Below are 15,261 nucleotides of genomic sequence, written 5' to 3' on the forward strand. Positions count from 1 at the left end.
CGGTAGTCAGGATTTTTTGTACAGGGCCCGGAGCTACAGCGTCGAGGGGGTGTGCCATCGACCTCGACCTCACCCCCGCCGGCCTCGCGCTGTTCGAATCACTCAGCGACCCAACCGATTCGGTCGAGCTCTCCGCGCTCATCCTCGAGGCGGCGCGAATCAAGGACCGCCTCGACAGGCTCGACCGGCTGATCTCGGGCGAGGATGAACTCTGGGCGCGCCTGGTGACCGCACGGGGCGGCGACGACACCGTCCTCGAGGTCCGGATCGACTCGACGCTGACCGAGGCCCGTCAGCAGGCCACCGTATTCCGTCAGATGCTCGCCGAGATCGGCCGCCGCCGCGGTCACGAGGGCGGCGCGAGCGGGTATGACCCTCTCGACGATCTCTAGCGTCGATATCGACGCCCGTTTCGCGGACATCATTGCCGCGGAATGGCCGAAACTTACTGGGCGCCAGAGTCCGGAATCGGTCTGCTACACCGACGGCGACCCCGACCTCGGCCACAAGGCCGCCGAAATGGGCCGCCGATCGGCCGCTCGGATCCGCGTCATGCCTTGGCAAGGCTGGTCGCTCGAGCGGATCCTGTCCAAGAACCCGGATGGGACCTGGACACACCCCGAGTGCTGTCTGATCGTCCCCCGGCAGTCCGGCAAGTCCCTGGTTCTGTCACTGCGCGTGCTCTACGGCATGTTCAAGCTCGGCGAGAACATCGTGTTTTCGGCGCAGCAGTGGGAAACCGCTAAGGCGCTGTGGAAACGCACGTGGGCGATCGTGAAAACGACGCCGTGGATGCTGAAACACGTTGCCTCACACACCTGCTCGCAGGGACGCGGCACGATCGTTCTCGAGTCCGGCGCTCAGGTCGTGTTCACGACCCGCTCAGCGAACGCCGGCCGCGGCCTCGACCGCGTCGACCTCGAAATCTACGACGAGGCGTACGACCTCACAGAGGCCGATATGGCCGCGTTGTCGCCGACCAAGATGGCCGCGGGCGACCCTCAAACGATCTACACCTCGAGCGCGGTCAACGCCGAGCAGCACCCGAACGGGAAAGTGCTTGCCGCAGTGCGCCGCCGCGGCCTGGCCGGTGAGTGCGGGTTGCTGTTCGCCGAATGGATGGCACCCGAGCACCTCGACCGGACCGACCCGGCCACCTGGCGCACCGCGAATCCGTCCTACGGCGTGATTCAGACCGACAAGAAACTCGAGGCCGAGATCCGGAAGTTCTCGACCGAGGCCGGCCGCAAGTCGTTCGATGTCGAGTACCTCGGCCGCGGCGACTGGCCGGTCGACGAGGACGAGGTCACGCCCGCAGTCGATATGGACTGGTGGGAACAACTCGGCGAAACCGACGGGGTACGTGTCCACGGGCCGCGCGCTCTGGCGATCGAAATGTCGACCGACCGGCAACTGTGTGTGATCGCTGCGGCGACACGCACGCAGGGCCGCAACGAGCGCATCCGCGTCGAGATCGGCTACTACGGGCCGCCCGCGCCGGTGATCGCCCGCATCGTGGACTTGGTCGAACGGTGGGATCCGTGCGCGGTCGTGATCAATTCGTCCTCACCCGCGAGCGCGCTGGTAGCCAAGCTCGGCGAGTTCGGCATCGAACCGGAAGTGACCAACGCACAGCAGTCGGCGCAGGCAACCGGCGGATTCGTCGACGACGCGGCCGAGGGCCGAATCTCGCACGCTGCCGACGACCGGCTCACGCGCTCACTCGAGACGACCCCAACGGTCGACGTCACCGGCGGCGGCATCCGATGGGACTACCGAGCGTCGAATGTTCTGCCCGTGCAGACCGTTTCGCTCGCCCGCTGGGGCCTGCTGACCTTCGGCGTCGATATCCGACCGCCGCAGACACCGACACACACCGGCGGGCGCGACGTCGAGCTCGTCGACGAGCTGATGGTCATGGGATTTTGACGAGAGGGGGTCACAGTGAGCACTCCGACCACTGAAATCGGTTACGCCACCGACGGTTACACCGACGGCGGCAAGTTCTGGCAGCACGCCGAGGACACGCCCGAGCTGCGCTGGCCGCTGAACGTGCGTGTGTATCGGCGCATGGCCCGCCAGGACGCCCAGATCACATCGGTTCTGCGCGCGGTGTCGCTGCCCGTGCGTCGTACGGCCTGGCGCATCGATCCGGCAGGCGCGCGGCCCGAGGTGGTCGAGCACATCGCCCGTGACCTCGGGCTACCGATCAAGGGAAAGGCCGAGGTGACCGGACGGCGCAAGGGCCGATTCTCATGGTCGAAACACCTGGCCGAGGCGCTGCTGTGCCTGCGCTACGGACACGCCTATTTCGAGCAGGTCTACAGCCTCGGCGCGGACGGTCTCTACCACCTGCGCAAGCTGGGTCCCCGTCTGGCCGAGACGATCTCGGATATCGAAGTCGCGCGCGACGGCGGACTCGTCTCGATCGAACAGTACGGATTCGGCGTCAGCACCGCCGCCGCCCGCATCCCGGTCGGTCGGCTGGTCGCCTATGTGCACGAGCAAGAGGGCGGCGATTGGACCGGTACCTCGCTGCTTCGCCCGGCCTATAAGCACTGGCTGATCAAAGATCGGCTGTTGCGCGTGCAGGCGCAGACGATCGAGCGGAACGGTATGGGCGTGCCGGTCTACGAGGCCGGCCCGAACGACGATCAGGCGCAAATGGACGCGGGCAAACGAATCGCCCAGTCCTACATGGCCGGATCCGCCTCCGGTGCCGCGACTCCGTATCAGGCCCGGCTGCGCCTGGCGGGCGTCGAGGGCAACCTCATGCCCGCCGATCCGGCGATCCGCTACCACGACGAGCAGATCGGCCGCGCGGTCCTGGCGCACTTTCTGAACCTGGGAACGCAAACCGGATCGTGGGCGCTCGGTTCGACGTTCGCCGATTTCTTCGTGATGTCGTTGCAGACCGTCGGCGAGCTCATCCGAGACACCGCCCAAGCGCACGTGATCGAGGACTTGGTCGATGCGAACTGGGGGCCGAATGAACCCGCGCCGCGACTGGTTTTCGACGAGATCGGCACGCGGCAGGCCGCGACCGCCGAGGCCCTGAAAATCTTGATCGACGCTGGCGTGATCACACCGGACCCCGCGCTAGAGCAGGCCGCCCGCCAGGACTACGGGCTCCCCGCCTCGGCCGAGCCGGAACGGGTGACCGCGGCCGTCGCCGCACGCATGGCCCGCATTAGCCGCGACGAATTCGCCGACAAGACCGCACAGCTCGATTTCGCGCGCCGAATGGCCGAGGCGACGCCGCGGGCCCGCGTCCGCATCGAGACCGACGGCGCGCTGACGCTGTGGTGACCGGAGGAGAGTTGCTGTGACCGATAGCCGTATCCACGCACTGCGCGCGAACGGGCCGAGTGCACGCCGCGACTGGTATCGCATCGAAAACACCGCTACGGGAGTGCCCGAGGTATTCCTGTACGACGAGATCGATCCGTACTGGGGCGTTTCGGCGGAATCGTTCGCCCGTGAGCTCGCCGCCCTCGACGTCGACGCCCTCACGGTGCGGATCAACTCGCCCGGCGGGTCGGTATTCGACGGCATAGCGATCATGAACTCGCTACGCGGGCACCGCGCACGCGTAACCGCGGTCGTCGACGGCCTCGCCGCCAGCGCCGCGAGCTTTATCGCCATGGCCGCGGACGACATCGTCATGCGCCCGCATGCCGAGCTGATGATCCACGACGCATTCGGGGTGTGCGTGGGCGACGCGAACGAAATGCGTGACCTCGCCGAGCAACTCGACCGCGTCAGCAACAACATCGCCAGCATGTACGCCGCGCGGGCCGGTGGCACGGCCGAGCAGTGGCGCGCACACATGCACGCCGAGACCTGGTACTCGGCCGAGGAGGCCGTCGCCGCGGGCCTGGCCGACCGGATTGAGGACGCCCAGCCCGCCGACGCCCAAACACCCGGCCTTGCTGCACGTTTCGACCTGTCGATCTTCAATTTCGCGGGCCGTCGAGCCGCGCCCGCGCCCGAGATTCCCTCTGCCACCCCGGCCGAGGCCAACCGAAAGAGAGGAATGCACATGTCGTTTACCGCCGACATCGCAACGCGCCTCGGCCTCGCCGAGGACGCCGACGAAACCGCGATCCGCGCGGCGCTGGACACCGCGCTCGCCTCGCCCCGCAATATCGCGCCGGTCGAATTGCCGTTCACCGACGCCGACATCGCGTTCGCGCGCGCAATCGTCGAGCACGCGCCGACGCTGCTCGACGCGGCGAACTCCGCGATCTCTGATGGCAAGTCGACCGACCTCGCCGCGCTCGCGCAGCCGATCGCCGACAGCTTTCAGGACACCATCGACACCGCGAACGAGGCCCTTGACGCGTGGGGACAGGCCGCGACCGCCGATACCCCGCCCGCGCCTGCTGCTGCACCGGCCGCGCCCGGCAACGCCGCGGTTGCGCTGCCCGCCGGTGTGCTGGCGATCGACGCCGCGACCCTGTCCGAGCTCCAGACGCGCGCCGCCCGCGGCGACACCGCCCGCACCGAACAGGAACGAGCCGAACGCGTTGCCGCGGTCGACAATGCGGTCCGCACGGGCCGGATCGCGCCCTCGCAGCGTGAGGCGTGGACCAACCGCCTCGAAACCGACCCGGCCGAGCTCGTGGTCCTCAACGCGCTCACCCCCGTTCATCCCATCGGCCCCGAAATCGGGCACGCCGCAACCATTCACGACGACAACAGCGACGACGTTTACGCGACGCTGTTCGGAAAGGACGCCTGACATGCCCGAATACGCTGCGATCTTCAAACCGGCCGAGGCATTCTCCCGCATCACCTCGGCCGCTGTGACGGGCGGTCAGCTCGTCATCGTGTCCGGCAACGACACCATCGCGCCGTCCTCGGCCGCCAGCTCCGCATGGCTGGGCGTGGCCGCCAACGACGCCGCATTCGGTGACGTCGTGACCGTGTTGACCGGCGGCGTGCACGAGCTCGCCGCCTCCGGTGCCATCGCCGCGGGCGCGCGTGTGCTCCCGGCCGCCGGCGGCGCGGTCGCCGACATCGGTTCCGGCACCGACTATTCGCAAGTCGTCGGCATCGCCCTGGCGGCGGCGTCCGGCGGCAAGGTCCGCGTCAAGCTCGCCCGCTGAGGCGTCAGGAGAGGAACACCCACATGCCGTACACCTACCCGCCCGCAGCACCGACCATTTCGGGCGACAACATCACCATTTCCCGGTTCCTGAAGGATCCGAACCTCATCGCGCGGCGCCTACGCGAGATCGCCGAACAGCGATTCATCGCCGACGTGCTGCTCACCGGACGCTACGACGCGACCGGCGGCGCGATCGCCTACGAACAGGGCGAGTCGATCTACTCCGACCGTGCGCCCGAGGCCGTCGCGCCCGGCGCCGAATACCCGCTGACCTCGATCAGCGAGGGAACCGAGCAGATCGCCCGCACTGTGAAGTGGGGCCGCGACAGCGAGATCACCGACGAATCGATCGCGCGCCGCAAGATGGATCCGGTCAACCGGGCCATGACCAAGCAGGTCAACCAGATGGTCAAGACCGTCGACGGCGTCGCGCTGGCCGCGATTACCTCGCAGGTCACCCAGACCTCGGCGGCCTCGTCGTCCTGGTCCTCGGGCACCGCGACCATCCTGCGTGACGTGCTGCGCGTCGTCGCCCAGATCCGCGCCCTGAACGAGGGCTACGACCCCAACACGATCGTCGTCGACGACATCACATGGGCCAACGTGATGAGCGACCCGCAGATCGCGAACCTGCTTAAACGCGAGGACGGCCTCGCACCGATCTACACCGGCAATTTCCCGTCGATCGCCGGCCTGCGGTTCCTGCCCACCCCGAACATTCCGGTTGCGGGCACAGCCTTCGTTTTGGACTCGACCCAGCTCGGCGGCATGGCCGACGAAAAGCTCGCCGGACCCGGCTACGTGTCCGCGGGCGGCAGCATCCCCGGCGTCGAGGTCAAGACCATCCGCGACGACAACAAGGATCTGTTCCGGCTGCGCTCGCGGCGCGTCACGGTGCCCATCGTGATCGAGCCGAAGGCCGGCTGGAAGATCACCGGGGTCTGACCATGGACATCGTTGTCACTTCCCCGCTGGTCGTCGTCGCCGACAACTCCGGTCGGCTGCGCTATCACTATGCGGGCACGGTCATTCCGGAAATCTCGCGCGCCGACGCCGAGCGGCTACTCGCCGACGGCCTCGTCGCCGCGGTCGCCTCGCCCCTGTCCGACGTCCCCGTCGACGAGGGCCAGGACGACCACGACACGGACGAGGGTCCGGTCGACGTACCGGATCCAGACCGGCCGAAACAGGCCGCGCCGAAAGAGGATTGGGTCGCCTACGCGGTCGCGCAGGGCCTCGCCGAGGCCGAGGCCGAGGCGATGAGCAAGACCGACTTGATCAAGCGGTTCGCGTAGGTGGTGGCTGTGGCTCTGGCAACCGTCGACGAGATCGCCCGCGGCTGGCGACCACTCGACACCGACGAGCGCGCCGACGCCGCGCTGTTGATCGCCGCGGCCGAGGCGTGGATCCGTGACCCGGACCGTCGCCCCGACATCGCCGAGGGCGATCCGATCGCCAAACGCGTTGTTATCGAGGTCGTTCGGGCCGCGCTCGCGCCGCCAGCCGATTTTGTGGGCCACACCAGCTACTCGGATGGGATGGGTCCGTGGGCACAGTCCGGCACTGTGCCCACGCCCGCCGGCATGCTGATGTTCACCGCACAACACGAGGGCCTACTCGGTATCTCGTCGCAACCGATGCCGCGTGGCGAGTTCGGCGACCCTCGCGGCTACCGGTACCCGCCCTCGGGCGCGGTCCTGCCGTGAGTGCCAGCGTGATTCGCCATCGCGGCGGCGGATTCGACGACGAGGGCAACCCGATTCCCTCGACCGATACCGGGCTCGTCGCCCTGGCCGTCGCACCCGGCGCGGCACCGGCCTACCTCGACCGAGGCCGCAACGGGCAATCGGTGTCGATCTCGGTCTACTTCCGGCCCGCGGTCGACCTGCTCAGCACTGACGAGCTCACCGTCGACGGCATCCGCTATCAAATCGACGTGCAGCAGTGGGCGCCGCGCCGCGGCGGGCCTGCTCGTCGCGCCGGCACGCTCGCACTGTGCAGCGTGGGGAAGGGGTGACCGTATGGCCGACAACACCATTCGTCTCAACCGCGCGGCCGTCGCGAAACTGCTCAAATCCCCGGAAATAGCGGCCCAGATCAACGCCGCCGCACACCGGATCGCCGCCGCCGCGGGCGACGACGCCGAGGTCGACGAATACACCACCGACCGCAACGCCGCCGCCGTCAAGGTGGGCGCAGAGCGGCAGGCCGCCGAGGGAGCACTCACCCGCGCCGCGGCCAGTGTCGGGCTCGAGGTTCGGGCTAAAGCGTGAAACCCCAACGCGTTCCGGGCGACCCCGCCAAGGCGATCAAGACATACCTTGCCGCCACCCTGCCTGCGCTGGTCACCACGCCCGCCCCGACCGTCGGCCTCGTGCTCCCCACAGGATGGACCACGAAATCGGTTCCGGCCGTGGTCGTGTTCGACGACGGCGGCGCGGGCGCGTGGCCCGTGTCGACGTCGCCGACGATCCGCGTCACGGTATGGGCCGACGGCCGCGACCGCTCCCGCATGATCGCCGGTGCCGCGCTGGGACTGCTCGCCGCCGGCGACGTCCCCGGCGTCGCGAACATCACCGAGGCCTCGGGCCTGCTCGAGGCCCGCGACCCGAATAACGCCGGAATTCTCGCGTCGTTCACCGTGCGCGCTCAATCCCGCACGCTCCCAGCCTAATTCGGGCTGGACCACTCGATAGCCCCTGATCAGGAGGTAATTTGCCATGGCACGTGACCCCGGAAACGTCAAGATTTGGAAGGATGCTCACGTCTATGTGAGCTCCCTCGCCACCCGCCCGGCCATGCCCGCGACCATCGACGCCGCGATCACGACCGGTTGGGACGAGGTCGGAATCCTCAACGGCGACGACGGTTTCGCCGAGGACCGCTCGCAGTCCGAAAGCAAGCATTTCGGCTGGGGCCTGGGCCTGATCAAGATTGGTAGCAAGGATTTCGAGCTCGCTCGCAAGTTCTCCCCGCTCGAGGACAACACGATCACGCAGTCGATCGTCAACCCCGGCAGCACCGCAACCAAGTTCGCGATGCCGAAGCCGGTCAACATGTGGATCGCGTTCGAAACCGCGTCCGACCTCGGCGACAAAGAGCGACTGTTCTCGATCCTGCGGGCCCGTCTCTGGGTACCGGCGAACGCGCGCAACGAGTCCGACATCACCAAGTGGGAAGTTCAGTGCGCCCTGTTCGCCGACGGCACCGGCAACGTGTTCGACCGCCAGATCGGCACCCCCGCCACCCCGTAGACGCTGGCGGCCGGTACTTCCGTGCGGGTTCGACCGCGCCGCCAGCACTCCTGTAACCCGCGCTCACCGAAGGGAATCCGCACATGTCCAACCATCGCCGCCGCCCGAACCGGCCCGCCGCCTCGGCGCGGCCGGTTCCGGTGTCGCCCGCGCAGCGCGAGGCCGAGGGCCCCGCGACCGCCGTAGTCGAATGGCAGGGCCTCACGTTCCGAATCAACGCTGATCCCGATCAGTGGAATTTCTGGACCGTGACCCTTCCCCTGTCCTCTGACAATCTCCCGCAGAGTCTCCGCGGCCTGCTCGGGCCCGAGCAGATGGCGAGATTGCAGCAGGCCAAACCGCGGCTGACGAACATCGAGGCCCGCGAACTGTTCAACAAGATTAACGAGACCCTCGGGTTCACCTGGGGAAACTGATCGGGCTCCCGGCGGGCCTGCGGCGGCGACTGCTGCGCAAGTTCGCCGGCGAGCCGGTCCCGCCGCTCATGGCAGCGATGTCGCTGCTGCGGTTCTATCCCGACCTCGTCGAGGCCGACCTCGCCCGATTCTTCGGCCTGCGCTATTCGGACCGGTGGCGATTCGACGCCCACGGATACCGCATGCTCACCGTCCGCGAGATCTGGGTCCGGCTGCGGCAACTTCCCGACGACGCCCGCCTCGTTATTCACAGTCTCGGGCGACGTCGTTGGTCGGATGAGAGTTACCTGCTCGCCGACGTTTTCACCGCGCTTACCGGCCGCGCTCACCCGGCCCGCTCGGCCCCGGCGACCACGCCCGCACCGGCCGATGACGAGGCGGCGCGACGAGAGCAACTGCGGCTCAACCGTATTCGCGAAAAGCGCATACGCGAGGGACAGGAGGTGTAGCGATGTCCGAAACTGCGTTCGCCTACGCGACATTGCAAGTCATTCCCTCGATGCGCGGATCGACCGCGGGCCTCGAGCGGGAATTCACCAGCATTCTCGGCTCATCGGGCCGGACCGCCGGTCGCACTGCGGGCGCGGGCGTCGCGGCCGGCCTGCGGGACTCGCGCGCCGACGTCGAGAAGGCCTCGGCCACACTGGCGGCGGCCCGCGACAGAGAGGCCGACGTCGCTGGCAAGGTCCGCGTCGCCGAGACCCGACTCCAGGAACTCCGCGACAGCGGAAAGGCCAGCGCGACCCAGCTCGCCCGCGCCGAGGAACAACTCGCCACCGCAATGCGCGGGCGAGAGACCGCCAGCCGCAACACCACTCGCGCCGCCGAAGCACTCGAGAACGCTACCCGCGACGCCGCTCGGGCTGCCTCGAGCGGCGGCACCGGCCGCGACGCGGGCGAAGCCGTCGGCGGCAACATCGCCTCCGGTCTGGGCGAGAAACTCTCGGGCATGCTCGGCGGCAAGGCCGGAATCATCGGCGGCGCCGTCGCCGGCGCGATTGGCCTCGTAGGTCTGAGCGTGCCGGGCCTGTTCGCCGCGGCCCTGCAAAAGGGCATGGACAATCAAAAGTCCCTCGACATGACCCAGGCCCGCCTCGGCGTCGACGACGCCACCATGGCCAAGATCGGTACCGCGGCCGGACGCGCCTACACCTCCGGATTCGGCGAATCCGTCGGCGAGAACCTCGACACCGTCCGCCAGGCCATACAGTCGGGCCTGCTCGACGAGGGCGCCAGCGCGCAAGAAACGCAGGCCGTGGTCGCGCAACTGTCCACAGTGTCGAGCCTCATGGGCGAGGAAATCCCGGCCGTCGCCCGCGCGGCCGGCCAGGCGATCAAGACCGGCATCGCGGGTACAGCGACCGAGGCATTCGACCTGTTCACAGCCGCAGAACAGAACGGCCTCAACGTGTCCGAGGATTTCCTCGACACCATCACCGAGTACGGCACCCAGTTCCGCAAGCTGGGCTTGTCCGGGCCCGAGGCCGTCGGCCTGATCAATCAGGCTGTCAAGGCGGGCGCGCGCGACACCGACGTCGCCGCCGACGCGATCAAGGAATTCTCGATCCGCGTCGTCGATGGCTCGGAATCGACCGCGGGCGCATTCGAGGAACTCGGATTCAAGTCCGACGACCTCGCCACCAAGTTCGCCGCCGGTGGGACGACGGCGCGGGCCGCGGTCGGTGGTCTGCTGGCGAAGATTCGCGAGATCGAGGACCCGGTCAAGAAAAACGAGATCTCACTCGCGCTGTTCGGGACCCAGTTCGAGGACCTCGGCGACGCGCTCAATCAGATGAACCTCGACACCGCGGTCGAGGAACTGGGCACGGTCGGCGGCGCCGCCGACGCCGCGATGAAAAAGTTGGGCGGCGGCGCGGCGAACTCGATCGAGAACGCGAAACGCTCGATCGAGACCTCGACCGATGCGATATCGAACGCACTCGCCAAGGCCTTCGGCCCCGAACTGGCCAAGCTCGCCGATTGGGTAACCCAGCATCAGCCCGAGATCATCGGATTTCTCGGCAAGGTGGTCGAATTCGCGTTCAAGGCCGGCGACGGTTTCCTCGCCTTCAGCGCGACCGCGCTGCGGGCGCTGGCGGCGTTCGCCGACGGCGCGGGTTCCGCGCTGGGCTCGGTACTGAATCCGCTCGGCAAGGTCACCGAGGTATTCGGCAAGCTGACCGGAAACGACGATATCGAGAACCTCGGCAAGGACCTGGGCAGGCTCCAAACCAAGTTCAGCGGTGCGGCCGACACGGCCCGCACCCTCGCTGACGGCATCGATAACACGTTGCGTCCCAAGCTGACCCAGCTCGGCCAGACCGTCGGCGACAACATCGAACAAACCAAGCTCTCGGAACAGATGTTCCGGGCGCTGGGGACCACTGTCACCACCCTGCCCGACGGGCACACGATCACGTTGAAGGACAACACACCCGAGACCGAGGCCAACCTCGAGGCCCTCGGGTTGAAGGTCAACCACCTACCCGACAAGACGGTCACCGTCACCGCCAATACTGCCGACGGGCAAAAGGTCCTCGACGCGTTCGTGACCGCGAACAGCGGCCGTCAAATCCCGATGACTGCCGAGGTTCAGGCGAAGCTGAATACCGACATAGCCAATATCGAATCCCGTTGGAATCGCCCGATTCCCGGCGAGGTTCCGGGCCGTGCCGGTGGCGGCTTGTTCCGTGGTGCCGGGGGCCCACGCGAGGACGCGAACCTCGTGGCGATCTCCGATACCGAGTACATCGTCAACGCGCGCGCAACTGCGGCGAATCTGCCGCTGTTGGATGCGATCAACGCGGGCTGGACCCCGTCGGCCGATTTCGTGCGCGCCATGGTCGCAGGGCCGCAGGCCTTCGCCGACGGCGGTGTCGCCGGTAACCGCGCGAAGGTCTATGCGAGCAGCAAAGCCGGCGCTCCGTATGTGTACGGGTCGGATCTCGACTGCTCGGGATTCATGTCCGGTATCTACAACAGCCTGACGGGCAAGTCCGTGCGGTTCACCACCGCCAGCGATTTCGCACAGTTCGGTTTCGTGCCAGGTCTCGACGCCAACGGATTTTCGATCGGCACCAACGGCGGCGAGGGCACCGCCGGCCACATGAGCGGAACCCTGCTGGGGACCAACGTCGAATCCGACGGCACCAACGGCGTTCAGGTCGGCGGCAACGCCGACGGCGCGGCGAACTTCCCGAAGGTGTGGCACTTGCCGCGCGAGCTATGGGCCCCACCGGAATCCGACGACCCGACCAGCGAACGCGGCGCAGGCCTCGGCAGCGGCGGCGCGAACGGCAACGGGGTCGGCGGCAGCGACGGCGGACTCACCAGCGGCGGCAGCGGCAGCGGAACCGGCGGCGGCGCGGGCAGCGGGACCAGCAACGGAGGCGCGACGGCCACCCGACCGACAGGGACCGCGACGCCGGTATGGGTCGACAACTGGCCCAGCAACTACAACACCAGCGGGGGCGCCACCACGCCCACCAGCGGGACGACCCCGGCCGACGGCGGGACGACACCGGCCGACACCACCACCCCCACCGATCAGGCGACCACCACCCAGGACACCTACACCGCCCGCCAGCACCCGTTGCAAGGCGCGTGGATGACCGGTGACCTGTTCACCGGCGACGCGCCGTGGTGGTACGACGTCAAGAGCCCACAGGAGGCGCTGGCCAACCTCCAGGGCCAGGCGCAAAACCAGTGGAGCAAAACGCAATCCGACTTCCAGACCTGGGCGCAGGACTCATGGAAGGAAATGCTGTCCACCGGCGCCGCAGTCCTCGGGATGGGCGCGACCAGCGCCGCCAATAGCGGCGACACGATCAACATCAACGTCACACAGGCCGACCCGATGAGCGCGGCCTCGGCGGTCGAACGCGTGCTACGGCGAAAGACGTTGGCGCAACAACGGTCAGGAGGTATGGGCCGATGACACACCCCGCATTCGCCGTCGACACGACGAAAGTCGTTTACTGGGGCGCAATCTCGCAACGAGCCTGGCACTTGTCCGGCGTGGGGGCCGGACGCGAGGGTGTCGTCCTCGGTAGCGACCCGAAAGGCTATCTGTTCGCGCCGGTTTCGCTGCTCGTGAGCGAGGGCGCGCGCCAGGACGGGGCGACCTTTCTGCGGTCGGTGCGGTCGAAAAAGGAAATCGACTGGGTCGTCCACGTCGGCGGCGACATGCTCCCGACGCCGCTTCAGTCACCTCGGGATTTCCACGCCGTCAACGACGCGTGGTGGCGGGACTGGTCGACCGACGCCCCCGGCACACTCGGGTTTTTCACCCGTCACCAGGGATGGCGATTCCACAGCGTCCGTTTGGATGCCGCGCCCGAGCCGACCACCGGCATGGACCCGGCCCGCAATCTCCACGAGGCCTACAGCATGGGCCTGGTGGCACTCGATCCGCTCGCCCGCCACCTCGGCGAGTGGGACGTGTGGACCAACAGCGACGGCGCCAACGAGGGCCGCGTCCGTGTTCGCAACGCCGCCGATCAACCGGGCTGGCCGCGCTACACCATGCCCGGCCCCGGCCGCTACAGCCTCGAGGACCCGAGCGGGGCGACTCTTCCGCGTGTCGTCGACACCCCGAAAATCCTCGCCGGCGAGACCTTGCGCATCGACACCCACCCGCGGCACCGGACCGCGCGGGTCACCTCGGCTGCCAATCCCGCCGGTCGCAACGTGTGGGGACAGTTGGGCGGGCGCCGCTGGATTTCACCGGTACCACCGTGGAGCACAACCGATCTCGTCGTCCGCTGCTCGGACGGCGCGACCTCGGCGGCGAGTGTGCGCGTCGATCTCACTCCACGCGCCTCGAGGCCCTGGTGAGCCGATGACGTGGGATTCGGCCGCCGCCGCGCGGCAGATGGACGCCCTGCAGCGGGCGGACGAGGCCTACCTCGCTGATCAGACCGTCGTGGTCCGCTATTGGGACGGCGACATGGTCGAGGTGGGGGAGGAGCATAACTACAGCCACTTGCAATTCAGCTACGCGCGCAACGCTGCGGGCGGGCTGAAACTTACGGTGCCGTTCGATGATTTCCTGTACTACGACCACTTTTTCGCCAACGAGTACGGCGAGGACGCGACGATCCCGATCACGGTCAACACGCGTGCGTTCCGGTGGGACGGCTACGTCACCAAGGCCTCGATTCTCCGCGACGACAACGGCCTGAAAACCGTTGATATCGAGGCTATTCACGCCTGGAACCACATTGCCGCCATCTGCTGTTGGGCCTCGCCGTTCGCGCCGATCATCGCGCAATGGCCGCGGCATCACTACGTGGTCGCCCCGGCACGCACGTTCGCGCTGTCCTACCTCGTGCCCAATCTCATTCGGTTGCAATCGCAATATGGGTCGCTGGATCCGTCGGGCGCGATGTGGCCGATCACCGTGGTGCCGGTCGACGCGTGGACCGACGACAGCAAATTCGCGTTCGGCACTGCCCGGTTCGACATGGCCGACACGGTCATCGTCCCGCCGCTCGACGACGCCGGATGCGTCATCACCGCACGGTTTTTCCTGCCCGGCGAGGACGAACAACCCGCGCCCGCGTATTACACCCTCGACCGGCCGACGGTCGTGCTCGAGACCGAGAATCTCTCGCTGATCACCGGGCCCACGGGCACGCTGATCGACGGCCTGCTGTTGTTCGTCGAGGATTTCCTCCCCGACGGCGTGACCCCAGTCCGGTACCCGGTCCTCGACGCCCAGAGCGAATACGAATCCGTCTACGCCAACATGGGCCCGCTCGGCAGCGTCCGCGGCCTGCCGTGGGTCGGCTACCGCGAGGGCGAGTACTCCGGTCTCGGCAAGTCCGAAACCGCGATGCACAAACCCACGGCAATCGATGTGATCGTCGGCGGCAAGAGTCCCGGATGGGTCAATGCCGGCATCGAGATTGCGATCAAGAATCTGCTCTCGTGGCTCGGTCTGCTGATCGGCGTTCCGGGCCTCGACTCGCTGTATCAGGGCCAACTCGACGACGTGTTCCTCGCGTTCATGGTCTACCGCGACCAAGGACGCGCAAACAGGGCAGGCCCCTTTGCGTTCCGAGAGCTATTTGTCACCGGATCCGACAAGGCGTTCACGTTGGACGGTGTGATGAGTGGCCGCAAGGGTCTGCACCTGACGCGCGGCTATACGAGCAACCGCGTTTCCGTGGGAGACGGCAGCCCTCACACCCTGGGCCCGAAGGGCGACCTGTGGGTCGGCGATGGCGCATGGTTCGAGGTCGGCGATCAGCTGTTCGTCGACTACGTCACCGAAGCCACGTTCACCGACGACCGCACCACCGCGGCGAAATGGGAACTGACCATCGGCGACGGCTCGGACGAGGACGACTCGACGGTCAAGGCCTGGACCCGGCTAAGCGCGCTCGCGCAGATGGTGAAAACCCTCTCGACCGATGTCGGCGCTGACCTCGACCTGATCATCTTCTGACCGAAATCCCCTGTACGGAGGTGACTT

17 protein-coding genes are annotated in these 15,261 nt (G+C 67.5%); all 17 read left to right on the forward strand.

Annotated elements, in window-relative coordinates; genetic code table 11:
* Nucleotides 1–224: 224 nt before the first annotated feature.
* The 17 genes from ACFXHA_RS45160 to ACFXHA_RS45240 all read left to right on the forward strand — a co-directional run bounded on the left by ACFXHA_RS45160 (nucleotide 225) and on the right by ACFXHA_RS45240 (nucleotide 15,234).
* Nucleotides 225–392, forward strand: a complete 168-nt coding sequence (locus ACFXHA_RS45160; protein ID WP_379367577.1) for a hypothetical protein — start codon at nucleotides 225–227, stop codon at nucleotides 390–392.
* Nucleotides 370–1,929 carry a hypothetical protein gene (locus ACFXHA_RS45165; protein ID WP_379367579.1) on the forward strand — a complete coding sequence of 520 codons (1,560 nt, stop codon included), beginning with the start codon at nucleotides 370–372 and terminating at the stop codon, nucleotides 1,927–1,929. Before ACFXHA_RS45160 ends, ACFXHA_RS45165 begins: the two co-directional genes overlap by 23 nt.
* A gap of 15 nt (nucleotides 1,930–1,944) precedes the next feature.
* Complete coding sequence (locus ACFXHA_RS45170) at nucleotides 1,945–3,309, forward strand: hypothetical protein (RefSeq protein ID WP_379367581.1); 1,365 nt, start codon at nucleotides 1,945–1,947, stop codon at nucleotides 3,307–3,309.
* Nucleotides 3,310–3,325: 16 nt separating this feature from the next.
* Nucleotides 3,326–4,744: a head maturation protease, ClpP-related gene (locus tag ACFXHA_RS45175; protein ID WP_379367583.1), complete on the forward strand. Its 1,419-nt coding sequence runs from the start codon at nucleotides 3,326–3,328 to the stop codon at nucleotides 4,742–4,744.
* Between the two features lies 1 nt (nucleotide 4,745).
* Nucleotides 4,746–5,111, forward strand: a complete 366-nt coding sequence (locus ACFXHA_RS45180; RefSeq protein WP_379367585.1) for a capsid cement protein — start codon at nucleotides 4,746–4,748, stop codon at nucleotides 5,109–5,111.
* A gap of 23 nt (nucleotides 5,112–5,134) precedes the next feature.
* The gene (locus tag ACFXHA_RS45185) at nucleotides 5,135–6,058 is read left to right on the forward strand and encodes a hypothetical protein (RefSeq protein WP_379367587.1); all 924 of its coding nucleotides are present in this window, start codon (nucleotides 5,135–5,137) and stop codon (nucleotides 6,056–6,058) included.
* Between the two features lie 2 nt (nucleotides 6,059–6,060).
* The gene (locus ACFXHA_RS45190) at nucleotides 6,061–6,408 is read left to right on the forward strand and encodes a hypothetical protein (protein ID WP_379367589.1); all 348 of its coding nucleotides are present in this window, start codon (nucleotides 6,061–6,063) and stop codon (nucleotides 6,406–6,408) included.
* Nucleotides 6,409–6,417: 9 nt separating this feature from the next.
* Nucleotides 6,418–6,819: a hypothetical protein gene (locus ACFXHA_RS45195; protein WP_379367591.1), complete on the forward strand. Its 402-nt coding sequence runs from the start codon at nucleotides 6,418–6,420 to the stop codon at nucleotides 6,817–6,819.
* Nucleotides 6,816–7,130 carry a hypothetical protein gene (locus ACFXHA_RS45200; protein ID WP_379367593.1) on the forward strand — a complete coding sequence of 105 codons (315 nt, stop codon included), beginning with the start codon at nucleotides 6,816–6,818 and terminating at the stop codon, nucleotides 7,128–7,130. Before ACFXHA_RS45195 ends, ACFXHA_RS45200 begins: the two co-directional genes overlap by 4 nt.
* Before the next feature lie 4 nt (nucleotides 7,131–7,134).
* Complete coding sequence (locus ACFXHA_RS45205) at nucleotides 7,135–7,386, forward strand: hypothetical protein (RefSeq protein ID WP_379367595.1); 252 nt, start codon at nucleotides 7,135–7,137, stop codon at nucleotides 7,384–7,386.
* Nucleotides 7,383–7,787, forward strand: a complete 405-nt coding sequence (locus ACFXHA_RS45210; protein ID WP_379367597.1) for a hypothetical protein — start codon at nucleotides 7,383–7,385, stop codon at nucleotides 7,785–7,787. Before ACFXHA_RS45205 ends, ACFXHA_RS45210 begins: the two co-directional genes overlap by 4 nt.
* A gap of 46 nt (nucleotides 7,788–7,833) precedes the next feature.
* Entirely contained in the window at nucleotides 7,834–8,367 is a 534-nt protein-coding gene (locus tag ACFXHA_RS45215) for a hypothetical protein (protein ID WP_379367598.1), read from the forward strand.
* 83 nt (nucleotides 8,368–8,450) lie between these two features.
* A complete protein-coding gene (locus tag ACFXHA_RS45220; protein WP_379367600.1) occupies nucleotides 8,451–8,783 on the forward strand; it encodes a hypothetical protein in 333 nt (110 codons plus the stop codon).
* A gap of 77 nt (nucleotides 8,784–8,860) precedes the next feature.
* Nucleotides 8,861–9,232 carry a hypothetical protein gene (locus tag ACFXHA_RS45225; RefSeq protein ID WP_379367602.1) on the forward strand — a complete coding sequence of 124 codons (372 nt, stop codon included), beginning with the start codon at nucleotides 8,861–8,863 and terminating at the stop codon, nucleotides 9,230–9,232.
* A 2-nt stretch (nucleotides 9,233–9,234) separates the two neighbouring features.
* Nucleotides 9,235–12,720: a phage tail tape measure protein gene (locus ACFXHA_RS45230; protein ID WP_379367604.1), complete on the forward strand. Its 3,486-nt coding sequence runs from the start codon at nucleotides 9,235–9,237 to the stop codon at nucleotides 12,718–12,720.
* Entirely contained in the window at nucleotides 12,717–13,619 is a 903-nt protein-coding gene (locus tag ACFXHA_RS45235; RefSeq protein WP_379367606.1) for a phage tail protein, read from the forward strand. Before ACFXHA_RS45230 ends, ACFXHA_RS45235 begins: the two co-directional genes overlap by 4 nt.
* A gap of 37 nt (nucleotides 13,620–13,656) precedes the next feature.
* Nucleotides 13,657–15,234: a phage tail protein gene (locus ACFXHA_RS45240; RefSeq protein ID WP_379367608.1), complete on the forward strand. Its 1,578-nt coding sequence runs from the start codon at nucleotides 13,657–13,659 to the stop codon at nucleotides 15,232–15,234.
* The last annotated feature ends 27 nt before the right edge of the window (nucleotides 15,235–15,261 follow it).

Source organism: Nocardia sp. NPDC059240 (genome assembly GCF_042753865.1).
GTDB lineage: Bacteria > Actinomycetota > Actinomycetes > Mycobacteriales > Mycobacteriaceae > Nocardia.

Excerpts from the sequence above, each read along its gene's own strand:
- ACFXHA_RS45240 (WP_379367608.1), top strand. The coding sequence starts at position 13,657 with ATGGACGCCCTGCAGCGGGCGGACGAGGCCTACCTCGCTGATCAGACC.
- ACFXHA_RS45180 (WP_379367585.1), top strand. The coding sequence starts at position 4,746 with ATGCCCGAATACGCTGCGATCTTCAAACCGGCCGAGGCATTCTCCCGC.
- ACFXHA_RS45230 (WP_379367604.1), top strand. The coding sequence starts at position 9,235 with ATGTCCGAAACTGCGTTCGCCTACGCGACATTGCAAGTCATTCCCTCG.
- ACFXHA_RS45220 (WP_379367600.1), top strand. The coding sequence starts at position 8,451 with ATGTCCAACCATCGCCGCCGCCCGAACCGGCCCGCCGCCTCGGCGCGG.
- ACFXHA_RS45225 (WP_379367602.1), top strand. The coding sequence starts at position 8,861 with ATGTCGCTGCTGCGGTTCTATCCCGACCTCGTCGAGGCCGACCTCGCC.
- ACFXHA_RS45165 (WP_379367579.1), top strand. The coding sequence starts at position 370 with ATGACCCTCTCGACGATCTCTAGCGTCGATATCGACGCCCGTTTCGCG.
- ACFXHA_RS45190 (WP_379367589.1), top strand. The coding sequence starts at position 6,061 with ATGGACATCGTTGTCACTTCCCCGCTGGTCGTCGTCGCCGACAACTCC.
- ACFXHA_RS45215 (WP_379367598.1), top strand. The coding sequence starts at position 7,834 with ATGGCACGTGACCCCGGAAACGTCAAGATTTGGAAGGATGCTCACGTC.
- ACFXHA_RS45235 (WP_379367606.1), top strand. The coding sequence starts at position 12,717 with ATGACACACCCCGCATTCGCCGTCGACACGACGAAAGTCGTTTACTGG.
- ACFXHA_RS45205 (WP_379367595.1), top strand. The coding sequence starts at position 7,135 with ATGGCCGACAACACCATTCGTCTCAACCGCGCGGCCGTCGCGAAACTG.
- ACFXHA_RS45185 (WP_379367587.1), top strand. The coding sequence starts at position 5,135 with ATGCCGTACACCTACCCGCCCGCAGCACCGACCATTTCGGGCGACAAC.